Source organism: Psychromonas ossibalaenae ATCC BAA-1528 (assembly GCF_000381745.1).
Lineage (GTDB): Bacteria > Pseudomonadota > Gammaproteobacteria > Enterobacterales > Psychromonadaceae > Psychromonas > Psychromonas ossibalaenae.
Genome location: NZ_KB906977.1, coordinates 60531 through 87249, shown reverse-complemented (window position 1 = coordinate 87249; position 26719 = coordinate 60531). Strand labels below are relative to the sequence as shown.

Annotated in this window: 23 protein-coding genes and 1 tRNA gene; 8 read left to right on the top strand and 16 right to left on the bottom strand. The window is 42.4% G+C overall.

What is annotated here, in order from left to right; genetic code table 11:
• Window positions 1–52: 52 nt before the first annotated feature.
• From odhB to sdhC, 6 genes are all read right to left on the bottom strand, one after another.
• Complete coding sequence (gene odhB / locus G327_RS0107605) at window positions 53–1216, bottom strand: 2-oxoglutarate dehydrogenase complex dihydrolipoyllysine-residue succinyltransferase (RefSeq protein WP_019614164.1); 1164 nt, start codon at window positions 1214–1216, stop codon at window positions 53–55.
• Window positions 1217–1282: 66 nt separating this feature from the next.
• Window positions 1283–4096 (bottom strand): 2-oxoglutarate dehydrogenase E1 component, encoded by a 2814-nt coding sequence (locus tag G327_RS0107600; RefSeq protein ID WP_019614163.1) that lies wholly within the window; start codon window positions 4094–4096, stop codon window positions 1283–1285.
• A 48-nt stretch (window positions 4097–4144) separates the two neighbouring features.
• Entirely contained in the window at window positions 4145–4858 is a 714-nt protein-coding gene (locus G327_RS0107595; protein WP_019614162.1) for a succinate dehydrogenase iron-sulfur subunit, read from the bottom strand.
• 14 nt (window positions 4859–4872) lie between these two features.
• Window positions 4873–6639 carry a succinate dehydrogenase flavoprotein subunit gene (gene sdhA / locus G327_RS0107590; protein ID WP_019614161.1) on the bottom strand — a complete coding sequence of 589 codons (1767 nt, stop codon included), beginning with the start codon at window positions 6637–6639 and terminating at the stop codon, window positions 4873–4875.
• Window position 6640: 1 nt separating this feature from the next.
• A complete protein-coding gene (sdhD, locus tag G327_RS0107585) occupies window positions 6641–6985 on the bottom strand; it encodes a succinate dehydrogenase, hydrophobic membrane anchor protein (protein WP_019614160.1) in 345 nt (114 codons plus the stop codon).
• Window positions 6979–7353: a succinate dehydrogenase, cytochrome b556 subunit gene (gene sdhC / locus G327_RS0107580; RefSeq protein WP_019614159.1), complete on the bottom strand. Its 375-nt coding sequence runs from the start codon at window positions 7351–7353 to the stop codon at window positions 6979–6981. Before sdhC ends, sdhD begins: the two co-directional genes overlap by 7 nt.
• A 369-nt stretch (window positions 7354–7722) precedes the next feature.
• Between sdhC and gltA the strand changes: the two genes are divergently transcribed.
• The gene (gene gltA, locus G327_RS0107575) at window positions 7723–9015 is read left to right on the top strand and encodes a citrate synthase (protein ID WP_019614158.1); all 1293 of its coding nucleotides are present in this window, start codon (window positions 7723–7725) and stop codon (window positions 9013–9015) included.
• Between the two features lie 67 nt (window positions 9016–9082).
• Complete coding sequence (aat, locus tag G327_RS0107570) at window positions 9083–9790, top strand: leucyl/phenylalanyl-tRNA--protein transferase (RefSeq protein ID WP_019614157.1); 708 nt, start codon at window positions 9083–9085, stop codon at window positions 9788–9790.
• Between the two features lie 36 nt (window positions 9791–9826).
• Here the strand turns inward: aat and G327_RS0107565 are convergent, their stop codons facing one another.
• Window positions 9827–10234, bottom strand: a complete 408-nt coding sequence (locus G327_RS0107565) for a CBS domain-containing protein (RefSeq protein WP_026339248.1) — start codon at window positions 10232–10234, stop codon at window positions 9827–9829.
• A 125-nt stretch (window positions 10235–10359) separates the two neighbouring features.
• Here G327_RS0107565 and G327_RS0107560 point away from each other — a divergent pair, with 125 nt between their 5' ends.
• On the top strand, window positions 10360–10902 hold the full coding sequence (locus G327_RS0107560; protein ID WP_019614155.1) for a DUF2058 domain-containing protein: 543 nt from the start codon (window positions 10360–10362) through the stop codon (window positions 10900–10902).
• Window positions 10903–10964: 62 nt separating this feature from the next.
• Here the strand turns inward: G327_RS0107560 and G327_RS0107555 are convergent, their stop codons facing one another.
• A complete protein-coding gene (locus tag G327_RS0107555) occupies window positions 10965–11447 on the bottom strand; it encodes a YajQ family cyclic di-GMP-binding protein (RefSeq protein ID WP_019614154.1) in 483 nt (160 codons plus the stop codon).
• A gap of 108 nt (window positions 11448–11555) precedes the next feature.
• On the opposite strand from G327_RS0107555, the gene G327_RS0107550 reads away from it, so the two are divergent.
• The gene (locus tag G327_RS0107550; protein ID WP_019614153.1) at window positions 11556–12446 is read left to right on the top strand and encodes a ketopantoate reductase family protein; all 891 of its coding nucleotides are present in this window, start codon (window positions 11556–11558) and stop codon (window positions 12444–12446) included.
• Here the strand turns inward: G327_RS0107550 and G327_RS0107545 are convergent.
• The 6 genes from G327_RS0107545 to yejK all read right to left on the bottom strand — a co-directional run bounded on the left by G327_RS0107545 (window position 12443) and on the right by yejK (window position 18027).
• Window positions 12443–13432 (bottom strand): LPP20 family lipoprotein, encoded by a 990-nt coding sequence (locus G327_RS0107545; RefSeq protein ID WP_019614152.1) that lies wholly within the window; start codon window positions 13430–13432, stop codon window positions 12443–12445. The genes G327_RS0107550 and G327_RS0107545 overlap by 4 nt on opposite strands.
• Window positions 13433–13447: 15 nt before the next feature.
• Window positions 13448–14692 carry a COG3014 family protein gene (locus G327_RS0107540; protein WP_019614151.1) on the bottom strand — a complete coding sequence of 415 codons (1245 nt, stop codon included), beginning with the start codon at window positions 14690–14692 and terminating at the stop codon, window positions 13448–13450.
• 74 nt (window positions 14693–14766) lie between these two features.
• Window positions 14767–15366, bottom strand: a complete 600-nt coding sequence (locus G327_RS0107535; protein WP_019614150.1) for a penicillin-binding protein activator LpoB — start codon at window positions 15364–15366, stop codon at window positions 14767–14769.
• A gap of 177 nt (window positions 15367–15543) precedes the next feature.
• Complete coding sequence (locus G327_RS0107530; protein WP_019614149.1) at window positions 15544–15894, bottom strand: HIT domain-containing protein; 351 nt, start codon at window positions 15892–15894, stop codon at window positions 15544–15546.
• Window positions 15895–15969: 75 nt separating this feature from the next.
• Complete coding sequence (locus G327_RS0107525) at window positions 15970–16836, bottom strand: 6-carboxytetrahydropterin synthase (protein ID WP_019614148.1); 867 nt, start codon at window positions 16834–16836, stop codon at window positions 15970–15972.
• Window positions 16837–16962: 126 nt separating this feature from the next.
• Entirely contained in the window at window positions 16963–18027 is a 1065-nt protein-coding gene (gene yejK, locus G327_RS0107520) for a nucleoid-associated protein YejK (RefSeq protein WP_019614147.1), read from the bottom strand.
• 241 nt (window positions 18028–18268) lie between these two features.
• On the opposite strand from yejK, the gene G327_RS0107515 reads away from it, so the two are divergent.
• Together G327_RS0107515 and G327_RS0107510 are read left to right on the top strand one after the other, a co-directional pair.
• Window positions 18269–18493 (top strand): YejL family protein, encoded by a 225-nt coding sequence (locus G327_RS0107515; RefSeq protein WP_026339247.1) that lies wholly within the window; start codon window positions 18269–18271, stop codon window positions 18491–18493.
• Window positions 18494–18498: 5 nt separating this feature from the next.
• Entirely contained in the window at window positions 18499–20298 is a 1800-nt protein-coding gene (locus G327_RS0107510) for a DUF3413 domain-containing protein (RefSeq protein ID WP_019614145.1), read from the top strand.
• An 837-nt stretch (window positions 20299–21135) separates the two neighbouring features.
• Here the strand turns inward: G327_RS0107510 and G327_RS0107500 are convergent.
• A tRNA-Ser gene (locus tag G327_RS0107500) sits at window positions 21136–21226 on the bottom strand.
• 193 nt (window positions 21227–21419) lie between these two features.
• Here G327_RS0107500 and G327_RS0107495 point away from each other — a divergent pair.
• Window positions 21420–23384, top strand: coding sequence for an exoribonuclease II (locus G327_RS0107495; RefSeq protein WP_019614143.1), 1965 nt, complete (start codon window positions 21420–21422; stop codon window positions 23382–23384).
• 251 nt (window positions 23385–23635) lie between these two features.
• Complete coding sequence (locus G327_RS0107490; protein ID WP_019614142.1) at window positions 23636–25996, top strand: YgiQ family radical SAM protein; 2361 nt, start codon at window positions 23636–23638, stop codon at window positions 25994–25996.
• A gap of 47 nt (window positions 25997–26043) precedes the next feature.
• On the opposite strand, the gene recR is transcribed toward G327_RS0107490, so the two are convergent.
• Entirely contained in the window at window positions 26044–26646 is a 603-nt protein-coding gene (recR, locus tag G327_RS0107485) for a recombination mediator RecR (protein ID WP_019614141.1), read from the bottom strand.
• Between the last annotated feature and the right edge of the window lie 73 nt (window positions 26647–26719).

Here is a 26719-nt window from a genome sequence, read left to right as displayed (position 1 = left end):
CAACCTGTTGTTAAATAATAGTTTTAAATTAACAACAGGTTAACGTTATCCCTTAAACATCCAGCAGTAAGCGTGTCGGATCTTCAAGCAATTCTTTGATTGTTACTAAGAAACTCACTGACTCTTTGCCGTCAATTAAACGATGGTCATAAGAAAGCGCCAGGTACATCATAGGTAAAATTTCAACCTTACCGTCAACCGCCATAGGGCGGTCCTGGATTTTATGCATGCCTAAGATGGCGGCCTGCGGAGGATTGATAATAGGGGTCGATAATAGAGAACCAAATACACCGCCGTTTGTTACGGTAAAGTTACCACCCATCATTTCATCAACAGTTAATTTGCCGTCACGGCCTTTAATCGCTAATGCTTTAATGCCTTTTTCAATTTCAGCAACACTTAATGTATCAGTATCACGTAATACTGGTGTTACCAGACCACGAGGGGTCGAAACCGCAATACTGACATCAAAGAAGTTATGATAAACAATCTCGTCACCGTCAATCGCTGCATTTACTTCCGGAAAACGCTTCAGCGCTTCAGTTACTGCTTTAATATAAAACGACATAAAGCCTAAGCGAATACCGTGTTTTTTCTCGAAGACTTCCTGATACTGCTTACGCAGATCCATAATCGGTTTCATATTCACTTCGTTAAACGTAGTCAGCATGGCAGTAGAATTTTTAGCTTCCAGCAGACGCTCGGCAACACGTTTACGTAAACGCGTCATTGCCACACGTTTTTCACTGCGCGCGGCAACAGCGGCAACAATATCCACCTTAGCTTCAGTTGCATCCTTATTTTTAAGCTCTCTATGTTTATCAACATCTTCACGTGTTATTAAACCGCCTTTACCTGAGCCTTTAATATCACGAGCCTGAATATCTTCTTCTAACATTAAACGACGTACAGAAGGACTTGCATCAGCAAGCGTTGCACGCGTCTCAACTTCAATTTCCGGCTCTTTTACAGGAGCAGCCGCTCCCTCTTTTAGTTTTCCTAAGACCTGCTGTGAAAGTACAGTTGCCCCCTCATCTTCGACAATTTTATCTAAGATACCTGATGCCGTAGCGGGAACTTCTAAAACTACTTTGTCAGTTTCAATTTCAACAAGCACTTCGTCACGTTCAACAAAATCACCTGGTTGTTTATGCCATGTTGCAACGGTTGCATCCGCTACTGACTCTGGAAGTACTGGAACTAATATTTCAATCATAATTAACGCTTCCTACTGTAAAATTCTTTAAACTAAAATCGGGTTGTAACTAAACTTGTTGTAATTTTATTGAGGCTCTTCAAAACCAAGCGCTTCATTTACTAAAGCTTTCTGCTGCTTAACGTGCAGAGACATATAACCAACAGCAGTTGATGCTGAAGCTGCGCGTCCGGCATAATGTAATTTAGCGGGTTCTGGCAGTACACTGCGGAAATGATGCTGACTACAGTACCAGGCGCCCTGATTCTGAGGCTCTTCCTGACACCAGATAAAATCTTTTACATGCATGTAGTCTTCTAAAATATCACTCACTTCGTTAGTCGGGAACGGATACAGCTGCTCAATACGAATAATTGCGACATTAGTCAGATCTTCTTTACGGCGCTTGTCTAACAGCTCGTAATACACTTTACCGCTGCATAAAACCACACGGTTAACGCCCTTCGCATCCTGCTCGTCAACCTCTGCGATGGCGTTCTGGAAAGTGCCCGATGAAAGTTCATCCATGCTCGACACCGCCATCGGATGGCGCAGTAATGATTTAGGCGACATAACAATTAACGGACGGCGCATTGAACGAATTACCTGACGGCGAAGCATATGAAAAACCTGTGCCGGGGTTGAAGGTACACAAACCTGCATATTATGCTCAGCACACAGCTGCAGATAACGCTCTAAACGAGCCGATGAATGCTCCGGTCCCTGCCCTTCATAACCATGTGGAAGCATAACCGTCAGGCCGCACATGCGTCCCCACTTCTGCTCACCTGAAGACAGAAACTGATCAAAGACCACCTGTGCTCCATTGGCAAAATCACCAAACTGCGCTTCCCAGATACATAAACCTTTCGGAGCGGCTGTTGAGTAGCCGTATTCAAAAGCTAATACAGCAGCTTCCGACAGTACTGAATCATAAACATCAAAATGCCCCTGTTGTTCAGCAATATTTTTCAGCGGTACATACTGCTCACCTTCTTTCTGCTCATGTAAAACCGCATGACGATGGAAGAAAGTACCACGCCCAGAATCCTGCCCGACTAAACGAATATTATATTTAGAATCCAGCAGTGTTGCATAAGCGAGATTTTCAGCAAATCCCCAGTCACAGAGTTTTTCACTGCGGGCCATCAGCAGACGGTCTGCATAGATCTTTTTCACCCGTGAGTGCTGCTCATAAGTCTCCGGGTACTGGCTGATTGATTCTCCCAGCTCCACTAAACGTTGTTTAGAGAACTGCGGCTCATAGGGAGCATCCCAGTCATGTTTAAGGTAGGGAGACCAGTCAACAGAATGACGCTTCATTGCCTGCCACTCTTTTACCACACACTCACCGTTATCTAATGCGTCACGATAATCAGAAACTAACTGCTTACCGTATCCAGCACTGATAACACCTTCACTTTCGAGCTGTTCTACGTAGATTTCACGCGGTGTGGCATGCTTTTTAATCTTTTGATACATCAATGGTTGTGTTGCATTCGGCTCGTCGGCCTCATTATGGCCGTGACGACGGTAACATACCAGGTCAATCACTACATCGCGCTTGAATGTGTTACGGAAATCTAACGCAATCTGCGAGGCTAAAATAACCGCTTCAGGATCATCTGCATTAACATGGAAAATCGGCGCCTGTACCATTTTTGCAATATCAGTACAGTAACGTGTTGAGCGTGTATCTTCCGGATTTGAGGTAGTGAAACCGATCTGGTTATTAATAACAATACGGACGGTGCCGGATACTTTGAATGCACGTGCCTGCGACATATTAAATGTCTCCTGCACTATACCCTGACCGGCAATCGCAGAGTCTCCGTGTACCGTAATCGGCAGCACACTTTCTCCGATACTTTGTAAACGCTCCTGACGGGCGCGTACTGAACCTAGAACAACGGGATTAACAATCTCTAAATGTGACGGATTAAAGGCTAATGATAAATGCACATTACCTTTAGGCGTTTTAAAGTCGCTGCTGAAACCCTGATGGTATTTCACATCACTGGAACCGTTAACTTCACCATGCTTTCCTGCGAATTCATCAAATAAACGATTTGGTTTTTTACCCAGAACATTAACCAGTACATTAAGACGGCCGCGGTGAGCCATGCCTAGTACCACTTCCTGCGCGCCCTGTTCGCCCGCACGGCGGATTAACTCTTTAAGCATTGGCACAAATGAATCGCCGCCCTCTAAAGAGAAACGTTTAGCCCCCGGGAATTTGGAACCGATATAACGTTCCAGTCCTTCGGCTGCCGTTAACTCTTCCAGGAAACGGTTTTTAGCTTCTTCACTGAAGGAAGGTTTACTTTCGCAGGATTCAATACGATTCTGCAGCCAGCGTTTCTCTTCAGTATTGGTGATATGCATGTACTCAGCACCAATTGAGCCGCAGTAGGTACGTTTAAGTGATGCGACTAGATCCCGTAATATCATGGTTTCATTACTGGCTGCATAAGAACCGACATTAAAACTGGCATCAAGATCCGAACCTTCCAGGTCATGATAAAAGGGGTCTAAATCTTTTATACTTTCATGCTTGATCAAACCAAGAGGATCAAGTGCAGCAACTTCATGACCACGGTTACGGTATGAACCGATCAGCTGCAGTACTTTCACCTGTTTAGCATCGTTGTGCACAGCCCCCTGCGGCGGCGTAAAACATTTGGGCGCTTTAGCGGCATGTTTCATCTGTTCACGGATAACAGAGTGTGCTTCTTCAGGCTGCTCACTTACCTGCGGCAGTTCATCAAACACTTCACGCCAGTTGGCATCAACAGCAAGCGGGTCTTCCAGGTATAATTCATAAAGATCTTCGATGTAGGTAGAATTTGCCCCAGAAAAGTGAGATGAGGCTAACCATGTTTGCATAACATTCGTCGGCATTAAAATTCCTTAGTATTCTTTTTAGCTTGTTGTAATTTGATCTAAGAATTAAATCGCACGCTGCAGCAGCATTGATTTAATTTTACCAATAGCCTTGGTCGGGTTTAATCCTTTTGGACAAACACTGACACAATTCATAATACCGTGACAACGGAATACGCTAAAAGCATCATCTAAATTAGATAAGCGCTCTTCGGTAGCACTGTCACGACTGTCAATAAGGAAACGATAGGCAGCTAATAAACCGGCAGGCCCGATAAATTTATCCGGATTCCACCAGAATGACGGACAAGAGGTTGAGCAGCAGGCACATAAAATACACTCATATAAACCGTCAAGCTTTTCTCTTTCCTCAGGTGACTGTTTAAATTCACCAGCAGGCGGTTTCCTGTCGTCTGTAATTAAATATGGCTTAATTTTTTCATACTGAGTATAAAACTGCGTCATATCGATAACCAGATCACGAACTACCGGTAACCCCGGCAGCGGCCGTAACACTATCTTGCCTTTTGACAATAAATCAGACAGCGGCGTAATACAAGCTAAGCCGTTCTTACCGTTGATATTTAAACCATCGGATCCACATACACCTTCGCGGCATGAGCGGCGGAACGACAGTGTAGAGTCAGTTTCTTTTAATGCGATTAATGCATCCAGCACCATCATGTCCGAGCCTTCTGGAACATCTAAAGACATATCTTGCATATAAGGTGCATTATCAACATCGGGGTTATAACGATAGACAGAAAATGTAACATTCATAACAGGTAACCTTCTTAGTAAACACGTGCTTTAGGCGGGAAAGCTTCACGTAGCACTGGTGCCATATTGACATCACGTTTACACATACTTTCTGTTTCAGGATTAAAGATACTATGGTGCAGCCAGTTGGCATCATCACGATCAGGGAAATCAAAGCGGCTGTGTGCACCACGACTTTCTGTTCTGAAGTTGGCCGCCATAGCAGTTGAGAATGCAGTTTCCATCAGATTATCCAACTCTAAACATTCAATACGGTTGGTATTAAATTCACTGCTCTTATCATCTAATTTGGCATTTTGCAGACGCGCACGTAATACTTTAAGTTCAGCCAGGCCTTCAGCCATCGCTTCACCTTCTCTAAATACCGAGAAATTACGCTGCATGCAGTCCTGCAGATCTTTACGAATTTGTGTCGGACACTCTGTTCCGTCGCCTTTTTCCCAACGGTTAAAGCGCGCAAGCGCCGCATCCATATTTTCCTGAGTCGGCTCTTTTAGAGTGTTTTCTTCAGTTAATACTTTACCTAAATGTTTACCGGCAGCACGACCAAACACCACTAAATCCAGCAGCGAGTTACCGCCTAAACGATTAGCGCCGTGTACTGACACGCTGGCAATTTCACCTACGGCAAATAAACCTTTAACCTCGACATCTTTACCGTTTTCATCAAGTTTTAACACCTGACCGTTAACCGTTGTCGGTACGCCGCCCATCATATAATGGCAAGTTGGAATAATTGGAATCGGCTCTTTTACCGGATCAACATGGGCAAAGGTTCGCGACAATTCACAGATTCCCGGTAAACGAGACTCCAGAACATCTTCACCTAAATGATCCAGTTTAAGTTTAATATGCGTGCCCCAGGGACCTTCACAGCCGCGCCCTTCACGAATTTCAATCATAATTGAACGCGCGACTACATCACGACCGGCTAAATCTTTGGCATTCGGTGCATAACGCTCCATAAAACGTTCGCCGTCTTTGTTTAACAGGTAGCCGCCTTCACCACGGCAGCCTTCCGTCACTAAAACACCCGCTCCGGCAATACCGGTCGGGTGAAACTGCCACATTTCCATATCCTGTACAGGAACACCGGCACGCAGTGCCATACCTACACCGTCGCCGGTATTGATATGCGCATTAGTAGTTGACGCATAAATTCGGCCGGAACCGCCGGTTGCTAAAACCGTAGCCTGCGCTTTAAACATCACTACTTCACCGGATTCAATATCAACAGCAGTACAGCCGACAACATCACCGTCGTCATTTTTCACTAAATCAAGTGCATACCACTCAGAAAAAATAGTGGTTTTATTTTTAACATTCTGCTGATAAAGCGTATGTAATAGAGCATGACCTGTACGGTCAGCGGCAGCTGCTGTACGAGAAGCCTGCTCACCGCCAAATGCTTTAGACTGGCCGCCGAAAGGACGCTGATAAACACTGCCGTCTTCAAAACGGGAAAAAGGCAGCCCCATATTTTCAAGTTCACGTACCACTTCAGGACCGGTTTTACACATATATTCAATCGCATCCTGGTCACCGATATAATCAGAGCCTTTAACGGTATCGTACATATGCCACTGCCAGTCATCCTCATGGGCATTACCCAGAGCGACTGTAATGCCGCCTTGAGCAGAAACAGTATGAGAGCGCGTTGGAAAAACTTTAGTAATCAAGGCACAACTTTTGCCTTCTTGAGAAATAGAAAGTGCAGCACGCATACCTGCACCGCCGGCACCAATCACAATCGCATCAAATTCACGAATAGGTAGACTCACCTTAAACACCCCACAAAATTACGAAACCAGAAATAACATAGATAAATGCAGCCGAAGTTAATGAGAACTGTAAAAAACCACGTACCAGCGTGTTTTTCACGTAATCAGTTAACACCTGCCAGATGCCGATCCAGGCATGAACCAGCATGGCAATCAGTGCAAATAAGGAGAAAACTTTTGTTAGTGTTAATGAGAAGAACCCTGTCCATACAGCATATGTTAAATCTGCTGAAGCAATAAAACCAACAAAATAGAGAATATAGGCAAGCAGCACAATCGCACTTGCACGTAATAAAATGTAGTCATGAACACCGCTTCTACCAAAAGTGCCTGCAATTTTTACCATACTAAAATCCCCGCTAAAACAGACAATACAGCTGTTACTATAAATCCGATTTTTGCACTGACTGATGCACTGTCTAACTCTTCCCAGAAACCCAGGTCTTGAATCATATGACGTACACCAAATACAGCATGGTAAGCAAGACCCGTTAAAGCGCCCCACATTACAAATTCAAACAGGAAATTATCAAAATAACCAAGCACTCGTTGAAAATCCTGCTCTGATGCTAATGAACAATTTAAAAGTGTTAAAAATATTGCCAGGGCAATAAATACGATGATCCCGGATACACGGTGCAGAATTGATGCAGTTGCGGTTACGGGAAATTTGACCGTTGCCAGGTCTAAATTTTTAGGTCTGTCTTTACGCACAATTTATCTCTTTTTGTTAGCCAATAAGTAGGGATTACTTAACCGTTGTCATTGTTAGCATAATGTTAAAGCAATGTGACATTAATACACCTGTTATTTGCGCTGTAAACACAACAGAAAAGCAATTATGTGACAAATATTACAGATTTACTGCATCCGCTCAGAGACAGTTAATCCGGGCTATTATCAACACGTTATAGATCACCTTTGGTTACTTTTAAATCATCCTCTGTTGAGACTTTTTTACCCGTTTAACTGCTTTTTGTCACTTCTCAAAGTTGAGATGTTAAAATTGACAAGCTGAAATTTAGCCTGTAAAAATATATGCAGTGAAACTCACGTATATCTAAAAAAGTAAGGGAGAATCAAATGTCGGAGCAAAAAGCAATACTTCAATTGCCAGGGCAAGAGCCTATAGAGCTGCCAATTAAAAAAGGAACAGCGGGTAATGATGTGATTGATATCAGTAGCTTAGGTAAAACAGGTTACTTCACGTACGACCCGGGATTTCTTGCGACAGCATCATGCGAATCCGCGATTACTTACATTGACGGTGATAAAGGAATTCTCTTACATCGTGGTTACCCTATTGATCAGCTTGCTGAAAAATCCGATTATCTTGAAGTCTGCTACCTGTTATTAAATAGTGAATTACCAGACAAAGAGCAGTTTGATAAATTTCACCACGTCGTTCTGCACCACACAATGATCCATGAGCAATTAGCCAAACTTTATTCAGGATTCCGTCGAGATTCTCATCCTATGGCTATTATGGTTGGAGTTGTCGGGGCACTATCAGCCTTCTATCATGACTCCTTAGATATCAGCAATCCCGAGCACCGGGAAATTGCTGCTTACCGCCTGATTTCAAAAATGCCGACACTTGCGGCAATGAGCTACAAATATTCACATGGTCAGCCTTTCGTCTACCCTGATAACAGCCTTTCTTATGCCGGCAACTTCTTAAAAATGATGTTTGCCGTTCCCTGTGAAGAATATAAAGTAAATCCGGTACTTGACCGTGCAATGGATAAAATCTTTATTCTGCATGCCGATCATGAGCAGAATGCATCAACATCCACGGTCCGTTTAGCGGGCTCATCAGGTGCGAATCCATTTGCCTGCATTGCAGCCGGTATTGCTTCTTTATGGGGTCCTGCTCACGGCGGTGCAAATGAAGCCTGTTTAGTCATGCTGGAAGAGATCGGCACCGTTGATCGTATTCCCGAGTTTATCGCCCGGGCAAAAGACAAAAATGATCCGTTCCGTTTAATGGGCTTCGGTCACCGCGTTTATAAAAACCACGATCCCCGTGCAACCGTTATGCGCAAAACATGCCATGAAGTATTAAACGAATTGAGACTTAAAGATCCGCTTCTTGATGTGGCAATGGAGCTTGAGCGCATTGCACTTGAAGATCCGTACTTTATCGAGAAAAAACTATACCCTAACGTTGATTTCTATTCGGGCATTGTACTGCAGGCCATGGGTATTCCTCGTTCAATGTTTACCGTTATCTTTGCTATTGCCCGTACCGTCGGCTGGGTATCACACTGGAAAGAGATGTTCGAACAGCCGGGTCAGCGTATCGGCCGTCCTCGTCAGCTGTATACCGGTGAAGTAGATCTGACTTTTGATCATGTTAATGACCGCTGCAACTAATTATATAAATTGATTGTATTAATTAAGCCAGTGTTTACACTGGCTTTTTTGTATCTGAAATGTTCTGATGACTATTTACATTACCTCACTATCCCCTGAAGGCCTCGACTTTCCAAACGTAGAGCTGGCATTAAGCGAACCTGACGGTTTATTAGCAATGGGTGGAGATCTAAGCTGTGAACGCTTAATTGAAGCTTATCGACATGCCGTTTTTCCGTGGTTCAGCGAAGGACAGCCGCTTTTATGGTGGAGTCCTAAAATGCGGGCCTCAATAAACCCAGAGCATCCGTATATCAGTAAAAGCCTAAAAAAACTTATTACCAGGAAAACCTTTCAGATATCCGTTAACCAGGCTTTTGACGATGTTATCCATGCCTGCTCTTTACCCCGCGCAGCACAAACTGAAACGTGGATCACAGCAGCTATGATTGATGCTTATAAAAACCTGCATCGCAGAGGCCATGCACATTCCATTGAAGTGTGGTGTGAAGGGATACTTGTGGGGGGGTTATACGGCGTTTGTGTCGGCTCTGTTTTTTGTGGAGAATCGATGTTTCATAGGGCAAGTAACGCTTCAAAAATCGCTTTTGCGGCACTGTGTGCACATTTTGCAGAATACGGCGGAAAGGTTATTGACTGTCAGATGATGACCGAACATTTACAAAGCTTAGGTGTGCAGGAAAACAGCAGAGAGAATTTTATAATACAGTTGGAACAGTATCGAGATGCTGTTATCTCACCGGCGTGCTGGCAGAAACAGCTGCTCAGCCTATAAAGGCATAACCAGCCGATACACTGGTTATGCCGTCTTTTAGCAGACCTTAGCGATCTGTTTAGTCATAGCGGCTAAAACGTCTTTACGGGCAATTAGACCTAAAAAAATATTCTCTTCATTCACCACTGGATAAATTTTAGGTTTATCAACGATCATTTTTTGCGCTAAATCGACAATACTCATTGTTCCGGGCACAGTTAACGGTTCTTTAACCATAACATCTTCCACTAACGCGACTAATTCACAGTAATAACTCGCCTCAAGCATTTTTGCCAGACAATCCTGTTCAGAGAGCCAGCCGATTACCCGGCCGATATCATCAACAACCGGTCCGCCGATATGTTTGTCTGCAAGTAACTTTTCAACTGCAGTCTCTATGGTCATGTCTTTCTTAAAAAAAATACTTTTTCCAAGCATGCAATGTTCGACTTGTAGATTATTCATAAAATCCCCTTTTTCTTTTAGTTACTTAGAGCTTAATCTCTTTTATAAAAAAGTCGATTTTTGTATAAAAATAATGTGGTAAAATATCTCAAGTTCATAAAATAATTTAACAAAGGTATAACGATATGGCTTCATTACAAGACCAGCTGATGAAATCAGGACTGATCAATAAACAGAAAGCAAAACAGGCACAAACAGAAAAGCGCCGTAAAGCCAAACAGAAAAAGAAAAAAGGGTCGGTCGAAGTTTCAGATGTGCAGATAAAGATCAATGAGCAGAAAGAGCTGCAGAAAAAACAGGATTTAGAAAAGAACCAGCAGACCCAGGCTGAACTGGATGCCCGATCTGCACACGGTAAACTGATTCAGATGATTGCCCAGCATTGTGAGAAAAACTATCAAGGTGAAGTTGACTACCACTTTACTTACGACAACAAAGTAAAACGTATCGCAGTTAATGAGCAGACCCAGCAGGGTTTAATAAAAGGCCTATTAGCTATTTGTGTTTTAAACGAAGAATTTTATCTGATCAATAAAGAAGCAGCCGCTAAACTTGCCGAAATTGATCCGTCAGTTTTAGTCGCTTTACACGAAAAAGTGGAAATATCAGAAGTTGAGGAAGATGATCCCTATGCAGAATTTGCTGTACCTGATGATCTAATCTGGTAATTAGACTTTTAATAAAAAACAGCTTTGTTAATATGCGTAACAAAGCTGCTTTAAATATTTAATTAGTCACGGAAATTATTAAACTGGAATGCCTGATCCAGATCACTTCCTTTTATTAGCGCCATTACCGCCTGCAGATCATCACGTTTTTTACCGGTAACACGTAATTGTTCACCTTGAACAGCAACCTGCACTTTTAATTTCTTATCTTTAATCAGTTTGATTAATTTCTTCGAAGTAGGCTGGTCCACCCCTTCTTTAAATTTAACCGCTTGCGTCCATGTTTTACCACTGCTGCTTGGTGTTTCCAGAGACATTGCACGTGCATCAATACCACGCTTTATTAGATTAGTACGAAGCATATCCGCAAGTTGTCTTAGCTGGGAATCATGTTCAGCAGATAATTTAGCCGCGTCATTCGTGATCGAAAAACTCGCTTTTACACCACGAAAATCAAAACGCGTGTCTAATTCACGGTTAGCATTATCAACGGCATTTTTAACTTCAGCCATATCGATTTCTGAAACAATATCAAATGAAGGCATTTTTTATTCCTATAAATTAAAGTAGATTGCAATAATCTGCATAAGTTACCAGAAAACAGCCATTTCAGCTATAATCCGCCCTTCAAAATGATTATTAAGGTAAAGAAAATGTGGCAGATTATTGGAGCCGGTGCAATCGGCTGTTTATGGGCGGCAAATTTACAGCGCATCGGCCAGCAGGTTCACCTTATTACACGTAAGCCCTGTTCAGAAAGAACACTTCATTATCTAGATCTGGAAAATAGTCAGCATCAGTTTAATGTCAGCAGCAGTACAGGATTATTAAACGATCTCGATCCACTGCTTGTCTGCGTAAAAGCAACCCAGGTTAAAAAGGTAATACAAAAACATCTGATAAGCATAAAACCGCAGCAGGTTATTATCCTGATGCATAACGGTATGGGGTGTGCAGAGCAGGTACAGGCGCTTTTACCTGATAATCCCATAATATGTGCGACAACGGCTAATGCGAGTTTACTGCTGGCCCCTTTGAACATAAAACAGACCGGCCGGGGAGTTACCTATTTAGGCCCGTTTAACCCCGCAGCATGCTTACAGCACAAGCTTGCAGAATCGTTAAATTCAGCATTGGATGATACTCACTGGTGTGAAAATATTAACCACAAGTTGTGGCTGAAACTGCTTATCAATATAGCGATCAATCCACTAACCGCCATTTATCAGATTAATAACGGCCAATTACTGCAAGCGAAGTTTCAGAAGCAGATTAAAGAGGTAATTCGGGATAGTTTACAAATTGCCGATGCTGAAAAGATCCCCTTTGTAGAGCAGGAGTTATTAAACACCATTAATAGGGTAATTCAGCAGACAGCACAAAATTACTCTTCAATGAACAGGGATATCTTTTACCAGAGAATAACTGAAAATGAATATATCGGTGGATTTCTATTAAAAAAGGCATCTTTATATAAGATAAAGATACCTGCAGTTGAATCACTTTATAAAAAAATTAAGCAGCTCGAAAGTCATTACGCTTAAAATGATGGTGTATCACTGAGCAGTTCAACTAAATAATCTGCTATTTTGCTGTTAATATTATCCTGAAGGCGATGATTTAACTGCTCCTGCTGCTTAGCAGATACCTTTACCGGCCAGCGTTTACGACTGATTACCTGACCGTTTTCAGAAAGAGAAAGTGCATAGCTGCCGCGCAGCCAGTACCAGCCTTCCAGCTGAGCCGGATCGCTGATATCTAGATCTGCACTTACCTGAAGATCGGAGTTATCAACAATCGATACGCCTAACCCCGCTAAACCGGACTGTATGGTCTTTTTATGGGTCGCACTGTCAACATCAACACTCAGCTGCAGTGAAGCCAGTTTATCAGCAATTAATTTTTCAATTTGTGCGCCGGAAATATCTGCCGGCAGACCGCCGCGGCTTAACTGCTTGAGCTGCAGATTCGCCATATGGCGTCTCAGCTGCTGATCTCGCGCTTTACGTAATGCGTTTATTGATAAAATAGTATTCGGCGCCGTATTAGCACTGTAATCAATCAGCTGTGCAATAGAATTATCCAGCTCCATAATTGATTCATACAAAGTTTCAGCTGCCGGACGCTTAGCGAGTACGGCCAGGGCATAATACTCACCACTCGGGCTTAACCAGGTTTCTTTAATAATAACACCGCTTAACGCCTGGTCTGTTTCTGTCTGAATGCTTCTCTGCAGGTTAGTCGAACTTTCTGAAGATACGCCCAAAGCACTTTGTGTTTTTGTTGCTTCCGTTAAGGTGTGCGTTTCTGCCTTAACATTTACAAAGAATATTTCAGCCAGGTTAGCAACAGCGTTTTTCCCGGCCCGATCGCGCTTTGACGCCTGACCGACTGCTGTTAAATAATCACTTTCAGCATAACTGCCCTGCGCATTATCAATCCATGCAGGTCGTTTATCCTGCTCTGTTGAAGCGCAGGCGCTAAGAAAAACACAAATGAAAAGCAAAGCTAAATTGATTTTTATTTTCATAATAACCTTCTTGTATTAGTTTTGTTGATAATGGAATATCTGCTCGCTTAAGCTGTTAATCAGCACTAGATTCTGCGAACGGTTGGGCAGTTCAATTTTCTGCACATTATCAGCACTGTTGATAAGTACTTCATTTTCTGTTGTTTCCAGATATGCAAACTGGATATTTGACGGCAGCATATTCCAGCTGCGCAGATCAGCGACTTCAGTCACCAGGGTTGCAATATTTACCAGCAGGCCGATTAAAGAGTCTTTTTCATTGGCTTTATCAACCAATTCGTATTTTGCCAGCGCACGCGTTGTAGTCAGCAGTAGAATAGACGGGTATTCATCATCTAAATCATCTCGAACTAAAGTTTCTAAATTCTCAATCAACTGTGTGGTCAGACGCTGGTTTCCCTGAGTTATTGTAGCCCGCTGTGGACGTTTTTTCAGCGGCGGATAAGCCGGCATAGCAATTCGGATCAGCTGCTCGGCATCATGACTGGGCACCATAACCGCTTTTTCCTGTTTATTGCTTACCACACCGTCAAAATACAGCGTAAACAGCTGACTAGCCCCGTTCACCTCAGGTTTAGCTAATCCGGGAAACTGTTTTTTGTAAGCAGCATACTGCTCATCTGCTCCCAGCTTATAACTCATTCTTAATAGAGCTTTTTTTAGACCTAATGGTTGTGCTATTCCACGTTCTTTTAACAGTTCTGAAGCATGCTTGTAGCTGATTAGCGAACTAGAGCGTTCATCCAGCAGCTCATAAATAACGCCGGCTAATAAATGCACACTGGCTAATTGACCTCGAACTGACTTGCGCTGTGCAAGTTTTTTCATGGAAACATCAGCCTGGAGCATCTCAACTCGGGCACCATCAATATCCTGATTAAACAGGTAACTAAGTGCCAGCATATTATGTATCAAAACCCGATCAGTCGGATAGCCGCTGTAGCTTCGATATATTTCACTAACGGTGCCGGCAGCAGCCGTTTCACTTACAGACATAGCCTCTAACACGGCCATTTCTCGTTTAGCTAAAGAGAGCGTCGTAATCGCGCTTTTAAAATCGCCGTTAATTAACTGCAGATAACCGAGATTCAGGTGGTATTGCGCAATATCGCGATCATCAGGCTCATTTGCCTGCAGTTTATCAAGGACGTATTCAGGCCCCTGAGTATTTAATGAATTTGCTAAATTGTTAGTTGCCCGCTGCTGTCCGGCACACCCGGAAAGAACAACAATGCAAAGAAGACACAATATTTTATACATGCGTTTACCGCTAGAAAAAGATAGGCTGGTAAAAATCAGTCAGGCGCTGAATTAGCGCCTGACTGATAAACTCATTACTCGCGTAATTTACTGTTTTTAATTAGTTTTTTAATTTTCTTCTCACCGATCCAGACTTTACGGTTATCTTTAATGCTGACTAGCTCTAGATTAACCTGATAAAAGCGCACCTGCGTAGAGCCGTCCATATCAATAATGGTATTGATCTGTCCCTGCATCATAAAATCAGCGCCGTATTCCTGGCCCATCTCTTTACGTGTTGCTTCTGAGGCATTTAAGTCCTGATCTCCACGCTCATCACGAATCTCTTTGCGAGCAGCTGATGATGCGACAAACTGCACTTCACCTGAATTGATTAACTCTCGCTCCATGTTGGCAACAAAGGTATTGGTATTAATATGCTCGTGGCTTAAATTTTTAACTCGGCCGACGATAACAACGGGCTCCGTTCCTTCCTGTTTAACAAATTTAGTGATCCAGGCGCGAGATAACGCATCTTCAACCATTTCACGGGCCACTAATTGTGAATCGGTATCGTTCCAGGCACCGCTTAAATCAACCTGCTCCTGTGAATCCAGACGTTCCACTGAAGTCGAACATGCACTGAGCATCAATGCAGCGATCATCGCGAAGCAAAAGTTTGTTTTTATTTTCATTTTGTTCTCCAATATTTGACTTAATTCCGTGAATTATAAAGGTATTTATAATCAATATGCGAATACTATACAGCATAGTTTTGTATGAGAATGTATTAATCAGCGGTTATCTTCAACAGTAAATACATACTGCATACAAACAGGTGCCTGCTAACTGAGTAAAGTAGACAATACTATCTACACTGAAATTAATCTACCAAGCGGTTTTCCACCGACAAGATGCAGATGAATATGATAAACCTCCTGACCGCCGTCGCGGTTGCAGTTCATAATCAGTCTGTAGCCTGATTCTGCAATCCCCTCCTGCAGAGCAAGTTTTTTGGCTGCCGTGTAAAGCTTGCCGATCAGTACTTCATCTTCCGTTTCAATATCGTTTGCGGTGGCAATTAATTTGTTCGGGATAATTAAAATATGCGTCGGCGCCTGCGGTGATATATCACGGAAAGCCGTTACATAATCATCCTGATAGAGCATATCTGACGGGATTTCTTTATTGATTATTTTTCTAAAAAAAGTTTCTTCAGCCATTTTTTATTTCCTATCAATGAATAAAACCAGACAGCTGCATGTATCGTAAAACAGCAGGCAGTCTGAGTATCCGCTTTATAATTCAGCAATTGCCCCCTTGCCGATACCTTCATAGGCATAAACAGTCACAGTATCAGGGCCTATGCGTTTTTTAATCTGCTCACAGATAAACTCCGCCAGCTGTTCAACCGTTGTATCTTTCGGCAGGACCTCGGCACGGTGAGCCGGCATTAACAGCTCAAAATACCCCTGCGGCGCATGGTACGCAGTGCACAACTTATCAATATCATTTTTTATCACAATAAAAGACAGATCCGATTTTTCAACAATATCTTCCTGACTGACCAGGTAAATATCTTTCCAGCGGTTTGCCCAGTCTTTAACTAATTCTTCATTATATTCATCGTTAATAAATATATCGAGTTTAGAACGGTGGCCGTGAGCAATACGCTGACAGTTGCCATTGTGTTTTTTCAGGCCATGAGTGTAGTGATAATACGGCGTACTGATACTTTCATTTCGTAATTTTATTTCTAAGTCTAAAATATTTTCAGGTAGCTGCAGCAGAACAACCTGCTCAAGGTAAGTTTCCAGCAGCTCAATACTGATAGTTTCACTTTCTAACAGGCAGTAAGCTTCAGTTGGACACTTTAGTTGAATAACGGAGTTATCGTCGAGGGTAAAGTCAACTTGTGTGCGTTGTGACTCTATAATCACACTGCAGTTTTCAGAAGCGTGAGGTACAAGTAATTTATGATCAACTTCTGCATCGATAATCGCTTTAATCTGCTTTTTTACTAATGAAAAATCGAGAATCATCGACTGATCATTTAATTTTCCCTGCAGCGTCACATCTACCTGGTAACTCTCACCTACAAATCCGCGGGCAGTGTCTAAATATGTTGAGTCAATAACCGTTAAGTCACGTACAAATAATTTCATTCTTATCTCATCTCATAATTGACCGTCAGCGAAGCGGCTGACAGTCTTAATTTTTTACTTTTCAACGAGCAGTCGCGGCCGTCGACCCGCTAGGATATAACAAGGCGGGCTAAAGTAAATTAATTTCTAAAACGGAGGACTCTGGTCGTCCGACGGCTGTTCGTCATCAGCTTGAGAAAGCGCATCGCGTTTCAACTGTTCACGCAGATTAGGCGGAATGCCCTGGATAGTTAAAGTATCACTATCTGCGTCATAACGAACACGTTCGCCGAGGTGTTTTTGATCAAAACTAATGCTGACACCGCCTCCCTGTCCAACATATTTAGTCAACTTGCGCACCACGCTGCGGTCTGCCGGGAAGGTGTTTTCTAATTCATAATCTTCGCTGACAAAATCATAAAAGCTGCCTTCTAATTTCGGTGCTTCCTGAATCTGTTCTGATAAACTAGAAAGATCAATATCATCTCCCTGCTTTAACTGTTCTTTACAATACTCAAAGGCAACTTCACGAACTTCCTGCTTTTTAGCCACAGGCAACGCCTGCTCATCACAAAACTCTTCAACCGCTTTCATTAACACCTGATTCTGAACTTTTGCATCAAAACCTTCCTGAGCACCCATAAAGTCTAGGAAAAAATCAGCAACTGCACGTCCGACCCGGCCTTTAATAAATGAAATATAACGATTTGATTCTGGTTCACGTGCCAGCAGCGTTAAATCAATACGGGCCACAAGCTGTATTTTGCTGGTTTCAATATGCTGGCTTACCTGCAGCTCCAGGTTATCATTAACACTGATTGATTCATTATTCTGCAGCAGTGCAATTAGCAGGTAATCGCTGGCAGTCCAGCTGTACTTACTGACCAGTAATACGCCCTCTTCAGCAAAATCGTGCTTTTGTAACTCAGTGACTAAACAGCCGGCGGCCTGCTGCGAAAATCCCACAAAATCCAAATCATTAGCCATTTCTTCACGTAACGCATGCTGAAAAACCTGCGGTTTTTCAGCTTCATCCGCGAAATAAGCAAAAGCCTTATTGGTTTTACTCTGGTAAGTACGGTGTAGCTGCATTAAGAAGTCTTCAATCGACGGGGAAATCGGCAGTTCTCCCTCACGCATTTTACACTGCAAAACTCCTTCAGAGTTGTAATTTAAAGAGTGTAAAATGATATTACTGGCAGATATATTCATACTGTGGGCACCATGCTTAAATTTAGAGAGTTGTGAATTATACCCAAGGTGCTTATAAATGCGAGCAGCAAAGTGCAGACAAGCGCTTCATTACACTAAATTAATTTAAATTACGTACGATTAATAAAAATATTAAAATAAATCTCATTTATTATCTAACAAGATAACCTTTGTGATTGGTATAAATTCCGGAGTGCGTTATTATATGGCTCTTTATTTTACTACGGTCACTTATTTTACTATGCCAATTATTTCTAAATATTCCAGCCAGAAGATTGAAACTATACTTGATGAAGTTATGGACGTTCTGCATAAGAACGACGTTTCTGTCGATTTAAGCTTAATGATTCTAGGCAACAGCATCACCCATATTATTAACAGTCAGGTTCCTGTTAACAAACGTGCTGAAATCAGTGACAAGTTTGTAAAAGCTCTTTCTTCATCGATTAATAAAAAAGACGAATAAAAAATATGGTTGAAACTGGTCATAAATATCACGATAACGTCTCTCGATTAATCAGCTGGGGACACTGGTTTACTTTTTTTAATATGATACTCGTATCATTAATCGGCCTTCGTTATGTGAAATATGCCAGTTTATCTGATACTGCCGTAGGCATTGCCTATCAGTTTGTCAGCCTGATAGGGCATTTCAGCTTTCTAAGCGCGGTAATCTATGGTGCGCTTTTATTTCCACTGGCATTTGTTATCCCTTTTGCCCGCTTATATAGGCTTTGCGGGATTATTGCCAGTACGGCGGCAGTCACCTTTTTAATCATTGATACGCAGATTTTTAAAATCTATAACTTCCACCTCAACCCTTTAATCTGGCAGTTTTTACAAAGTCCGGAACAGGTTGAACAGATTTATTCTATTAACCTGCACTACATATCTATACCTATTATTTTTACCATAGAAGCGCTCATCTCCTACTTTGTCTGGAAGAAATGCCGTTATCTGCAGGCAAAAGCAATCGGCAAACCTATTGCTATCTTTCTGTTCAGTGCTTTTATCATCACCCATTTAACCTTTATCTGGGCCGATGCAACACAATACCGTCCTATTACCCAGCAGAAATCTATTTATCCGCTGTCATATCCAATGACTGCACGTACCTTCCTGAAAAAACAGGGCTGGTTAACAGACGATAAACTGCAGGAACGCATTAAGCGTCAGACATCTAACGGTGAAAATGAATTACGCTATCCGATAACACCGCTTACCTACCAGAAATCCGGGCCTGCTCCCCAGGCTGAAAATGTGCTGCTGCTTACCGTTGAAGCGCTGCGCGCTGATATGGTTAATGAAAAAAACATGCCTTATCTCTATCACCTCAGTCAGCAGGGGTTAAACTATACAAATCATTTCAGTGGTGCCAGCAACCGCCCTCAGGGATTGTTCAGTTTGTTTTATGCACTGCCAAACCGATACTGGTCAGAGATCACCCTTAATTATATTCCGCCTATTATGATTAACCGCTTAGCTGAAGAAAACTATCAGTTTGGTTTGTTTTCAAGTATTGGTTTTATACAGCCGGAGTTTCTTCAGAGCAGTTTCAGCCAGATTAACACACCTGAATTGAAGCGTTACTCACGTAACAACAGTAACAGTACTGCCACCCAAAAATGGCAGAAATGGATCGAAGCTCAGAACAACACGGATAGACTGTTCAGTTTCCTCTATTTACAGCAGCCGGACGCAGCTGTTTTTGAAGATTTTCCGCGACTAAGCTTAAAAGAACGCAGTAAACAACTTTCTAAGTATCAGGCACAAGTACTGAAGATTGACCAGCATATTAAAGAGGTGATTTCCACACTGCAGGCACAGGGAGAACTTGATAGTACCATAGTGATCATTACCGGTTCTCATGGTGCATCTTTTGAAAAAGAATCCAGTATAGAAGCGTCGATCAATAATGCACGTGTCCCTTTAATTCTTCTATGGCCGGGTCAAAATGGTCGGGAAATAACTCGAATGACCAGCCATGTTGATATTGTGCCGACTTTGATGGAAGAGCTGCTGGGCACTCGTTCCGATGCGAATCAGTACAGCAGTGGACAAAGCTTGTTTGATAATACTGAGCGCCGTTATGTGCTTTCAGGGGATCTGAAAAAATATGTTATTTATGAAAATAGCAGAATCACCGCCTTTTCCAACGATGGAGAGATAAACAGCATTAACTGGCTAGGCAAAGCATTAGATGATGAACAATTTGATGTAACCCTATTAATTGATGTTTTATCTAAACTTCGACGCTTTAACCACTCATAAATGTTAAGCCGGCAGCTTAAGGCTCGCCGGCTTAATTTCCCGATCAATTCATAATTAGAGCAGCTTCAAAATACGAGACTTTGTTAAGTGCTCACCTCCTGCTCTTATTCTCAAACAAACACTGCGTACAATTCAAGTAGGCGGATAAAAGCTTAGTTAAATCACAACAAGGTAATTGTGAAAAAATCATATCGGAAAGGAATTTTAAAATGACCCTGCCTGCATTTGAAGCGGCTCAGAAGCTGGAAAAACGGTTGAATACCACTTTTGAAAATATCTCCAGACAAAAAATAAAATTGCGGCGACAATAAGTAACTATCAAAGCGACAGGCAGGACACCCCAGTCAGGTTTTTACTGTTTGTAAATATTTCCTTCAACATACTGCTTATTGCAGGCCTTTATTACTGCCTTTGCTACCCCCTCTAAAAGCCCCGTACTAGCTGTATAACGACTGCCTGAGCAAAACGATTCAATATACTTCTTTAGGATATTTTAAACAAAAAAAGACTCCTCGAATAAGAAGCCTTTTTAAATGCGGCTAATTAAGAGAAGGAGAGATTCATAATCTCAAATATTTTTTTGTTAGCCTAGCAGAAACGAAAAAGCCCACTATAAATAGCGGGCTTTTAAATGTGGCTTAGTCGAGTGCTGGGGAGATTCATAATCTCGTGATATCAAAACTTAGCTTATTTAGAACGGAAAAAGCCTCTCATATGAGAGGCCTTTTAAACGTGGCTTAGTTAAGGGCAGGAGAGATTTAAGCTCTCATCAGCTCCTTGTAAAACTATTTTCGATATAAACGAAAAAACCCACTGCAAGCAGTGGGTTTTTAAATGTGGCGGAGGAGGAGAGATTTGAACTCTCGGAGAGCTATTAACCCTCGCTGGTTTTCAAGACCAGTGCATTCAGCCGCTCTGCCACCCCTCCGGAACGAGGCGCATAATAAACAAGTTTAAACAAAAAGCCAAGCACTTTTATTAATTTTTCTAATATTTATTGCTTTTATCCATTTGCCTCTTTTATTGCACAGCGGAAGCCTTTATATTTAATACTCTCAGATAATATTCATTCGCCATTCTTTGATCGTTTGAGCACTGCATTTATTTTAAGGTTTTATTTTATGTTTCAAAACAATCCGCTGCTTAGCCAATTAAAAGAAAAAATCCAGGAAAATATCCCTAAACGCCAGGGGATTGTCAAAGCAACTGACCGGGGTTATGGTTTTTTAGAGACAGATAAAGGCAAACGCTTTTTCATTCCGCCTAACGAAATGAAAAAAGTACTTCATGGGGACCGCATTAATGCATTTATTCGCGAAAACGGCGAAAAACCCACAGCCGAACCAAGTCAGCTAAAAAAAACAGAAACTGATATTTTTGTTGCCCGTTTATCTATTAAACAACAGCGCATCTCCGTACAGCCGAACAACCCGCTTCTTAAAGGTTTTTTTAAAATTAAAGGCGGCCAGTCTCTACTATCTCAAGGTTATCAAGACGGAGACTGGGTTAAAGTTAAATTATTAAATCATGCTTTAGACGGTAAAGGTTTTTTAGCGCAGGTTATTGATAAAGTAACCGATGCCAACGACCCTTTTGCATACCGTCTGGTTACTGTCGCAACCCATAATTTACCAAGCAAAGCACCTGAATTTGATCATCCCTGGAAGGTCATTGACCCGCAGTTACCACGCACAGATTTAACTAAGCTGCCTTTTTTCACTATTGACGGCGTTAATACCCAGGATATGGATGACGCGCTTTATATTGAAGAAAATGAACAGGGCTGGAAGCTCACTATTGCAATATCTGATCCCTCTGCCTATGTACCTGAAGACAGTGCTATGGACAGCGAAGCAAAACGCCGTGCATTTACCCTGTATTTACCTAATTTTAATGTACCTATGCTGCCTCGTGATTTAAGCGACAGCCTGTGTTCATTAAAAGAAGGGGAAAAAAGAGCGGTGCTATGCTGCAGCATACAGATTAATAAAGACGGGCAGCTTGACGGTGAAGCAGAATTTTACGGTGCATGGATAAAATCTCATTACCGCCTTAATTACACCGACGTATCGAATTACCTTGAAAACGACGAACAGGCGCAATGGAAACCCAATGCGCAACTGGCGACACAGTTACAAACACTGGATCAGGCTTCATTAAAACGTCTGCACTGGCGTTGTGAAAATAATGTTGTGTTCAAAAGTCAGCCGGATTACACCCTTAAGCTAAATAATAAAGGCGAAGTTTACGAAATTTTATGTGAACCAAGACGCAGCGCCAATCGACTGGTTGAAGAGTCAATGATTGCCGCTAATATCTGTGCCGGTGATTTCTTAGCAATACATAAACAGCAGGGTGTATTTAATACCCATTCAGGATTTGCTTCTGACCGTCTAGAAAAGGCAGTAACACTGCTGGCTGAATACGGGATTGAAAGTGACGTGGAATCATTAGCCACCCTGTCTGGTTATACAAAAATGCGCCAGCAGACAAACCAGCTGCATAACTGCTACCTAGATCATCGCCTGCGTAAACTGCTTGCTTATGCAGATACAAAAAATAACCCGGAAGCGCACTTCACACTAGGTGTGGACCACTATGCAACCTGGACTTCTCCAATCCGTAAATATGGTGATTTAATTAACCACCGTTTAATAAAATCTGTATTATTAAAACAGGCGCATACCGATGTCGATAATGAGATTGGTGTACAGCTTAATGATGCACGTAAGCTGCAGCGTCTTGCCGAACGAGACGTCAACAACCTGTTGTACAGTCAGTATCTTAAAGATCAGGAAAACTCTAACTGGCGATATAAGGCAGAAATTTTTGATATCGTCAAAGCAGGCCTTCGTGTAAGGGTTCAGGAAAACGGTGCAACTTTCTTTATTCCATGCAGTTTATTATGCAAAGACAGCAAAGATGCAAAACAGATTGACTGTAACCGTGAATTAGGAAAAGTTATTGTTGCAGAGCAGACGGAGATGCAGCTTGGTGATGTAATCGATGTCATGCTTAATAATGTTAAAGTCGAAAGCAGCCAGTTAATCGGTAAGCTTGCAGACCCCCTTATTATTTCCGAATAATATCCCCTTCAAGTTAATCAGATAAACGGACAAGTCATTTTAATGACTTGTCCGGCTCATATACTCACGTTACCTCAAGATATTTTGTCAAGCACTAGCTCGACTGCCACAACATGAACATACATATTGTCTTAAATTCATACACTTAATATTCCACATATTATTCGCGGTTAAGAAAGCGTCGCAGATAATTATTTCTTCTGTATAATCCGCCCTCTTTACCCCCATAACAAGCAAGTTAGGTTATTACAATGAGCGTTGATTTATTACAAGCTGAAAGACCCCTTTTCTCATATCCGCAATACCAGGCAAGGTCTGAAAAAGCAGCGCCATTTTTACCAATGTCCCGCAAAGAGATGAAAAAACTCGGCTGGGACAGCTGCGACATTATCTTAGTCGTGGGTGATGCTTATGTCGATCATCCAAGTTTCGGCATGGCTATTATCGGCCGCACATTAGAAGCACAGGGTTACCGTGTGGGTATTATTGCCCAGCCGGACTGGCACAGCAAAGATGCCTTTATGAAGCTGGGTAAACCAAATCTGTTTTTCGGCGTATCTGCCGGTAATATGGACTCAATGATCAACCGTTATACCGCAGAACGCCGTATGCGCCACGATGATGCCTACACTCCCAACAATGAGGGCGGAAAACGTCCTGATCGTGCCGTACTTGCTTATACGCAGCGTTGTAAAGAAGCTTATAAATCTGTACCTGTGGTTATCGGCGGTATTGAAGCAAGTTTACGCCGTATTGCGCATTATGATTACTGGTCCGATAAAGTACGCCGTTCAGTGCTTCTCGATGCTAAAGCCGATATTCTATTATACGGTAATGCTGAACGGCCATTATTAGAAGTTGCCCACCGTTTATCACAGGGCGAGCAGATCAAAGACCTTACCGAGATCCGCGGCACAGCTATTTTATGTAAGCAGGCACTGCCTAACTGGGATGGTATTGATTCACGTAAAGTAGATCAAATGGGTAAAATAGATCCGATTATTAACCCCTATGCCGATATTAACGTCAGCTGTGCAACTCAAAAGCTGGCAGATCCGTCATTAAATGAAGCTGCAGAACAAAATGAAGATCCGGCACAAGTTATTACCGTTCAGCCGGCTATGGCAAAAGCTAAAAAACAGAAACCCTGGGAAAACACTTATATTCAGCTGCCGAGTTATGAAAAAGTCAGCAAAGATAAAGTACTTTATGCCCATGCTTCACGCATTATGCATCAGGAAACAAATCCGGGCTGTGCACGTGCCTTAGCGCAGTTTCACAGCGAACGTTTAGTGTGGATCAACCCGCCGGCTTACCCGCTTACCACCGAAGAGATTGACAGCGTCTTTGCTTTACCTTTTCAGCGTATACCGCACCCGGCTTACGGCGATGCTAAAATCCCTGCTTACGATATGATCCGTTTCTCAATCAACATTATGCGCGGCTGTTTCGGCGGCTGTACATTCTGCTCCATTACCGAGCATGAGGGACGAGTAATACAAAGCCGTTCTGAAGATTCGATTATTAAAGAAATAGAAACAATTCGCGATAAAGTGCCTGGATTTACCGGTGTTATTTCCGACCTGGGCGGCCCGACTGCCAATATGTACCGTTTGAAATGTAAAAGCCCCAAGGCCGAACAGACCTGCCGCCGCTTAAGCTGCGTATTCCCTGATATTTGTCATCACATGAATACCGACCATGAACATACCATCAACCTATATCGACGTGCGCGTAAACTGTCCGGTATTAAAAAGATATTAATCGCCTCAGGTGTCCGTTACGACATCGCAGTAGAGGATCCTCGTTATGTAAGAGAGCTGGTCGAGCATCATGTCGGCGGTTACCTTAAAATAGCACCGGAGCATACTGAAAAAGGGCCGCTGGATAAAATGATGAAACCGGGTATGGGTACCTATGACACATTTAAAGCGATGTTTGAAAAGTATTCAAAAGCTGCCGGTAAAAAACAGTTTTTAATACCTTACTTTATCTCTGCGCATCCCGGCACAACTGATAAAGATATGATCAATCTTGCTCTATGGCTAAAAAGTAATAATTTTAAACTGGATCAAGTGCAGAACTTTTATCCGTCACCGCTGGCAAATGCAACCACTATGTACCATTCAGAAAGAAATCCTCTGCATAAAATCAGTAAAGACAGTGAAGAGGTATTTACGGCTAAGGGCGGACGCCAGCGTAAAATTCATAAAGCCATTTTACGTTACCATGTAGCGGAAAACTGGCCGCTGATTCGTGAAACCTTGAAAAAATTAGGCTTAGCACGAAAACTGATTGGTAAAGGTCCCAATCATTTAGTGCCCCCTGAGTCTCGTAATGAAAAACAGGGAATAGCGGCGCAGGGTAAATTTACAACCAATAACAAACCCGCGCAGCGTGCTGTCACAAGACACAGCGGCTCTTCGCAGTTTAAAAATAACAGTGACAACAAAACAGTTAAACAGGAAGGTGGTAAAGCAGGCAGACCTGGAGCAAATAAATCAGCTAAGTCCGGCAGTAGTAAACCTGTAAAATTAGGAGCCGGCAAGCCGCAGAGAGGCGGGGTAAAAAAAGCAGGTAAATTTACCACTAACAACAAAAAGCCGAGATAATTCATACTATACCGGCATTACACAGGGCGCATAACAGCGCCCTTTTTTTATTTTATAATTGAACGACCGGAGAACGAATGTGACAGTGTTGTGCTGTCGACAAACTCCAGCTCGCCGCCAACCGGCACACCATGTGCAATTCGGCTGACTTGAATAGAATACTTTTTAGCAATCTCGGCAATATAATAAGCTGTCGCTTCACCTTCAACGGTCGGATTAGTCGCTAAAATTATTTCACTCACATTACCAGCTGCAAGCTGAGTTTCCAGCAGCGTCAAGCCTAGCTGCTCAGGTCCAATACCGTCAAGTGGAGACAGGTGTCCCATCAAAACAAAGTATGTGCCGGAAAACAACGCAGTCTGTTCAATCGCCAGTACATCAACCGGCATCTCAACAATACAGATACTTCCATTTTGTTTGCGTTTCTCATTACTGCATATTTCGCAGTAATCCAGTTCAGTAAAAGTACGACACTGCTGACAATGCCCAATCTCATTAACAGCCCTTTCCAGTACATTACTCAATTTTAATGCACCCTGACGATTCTTATCTAAAAGATGGTAAACCATACGCTGCGCAGACTTAGGGCCGACGCTCGGCAGGCACTGCAGTGCCTGCATTAATTCATCAAGTAGGGAGTTTGAGCTCATAATAATTTCTTTTTATGTAAATTTAAAACGCTAAAAACCAGCATATAAAAGTTGAATGACTGTTGAATATCAT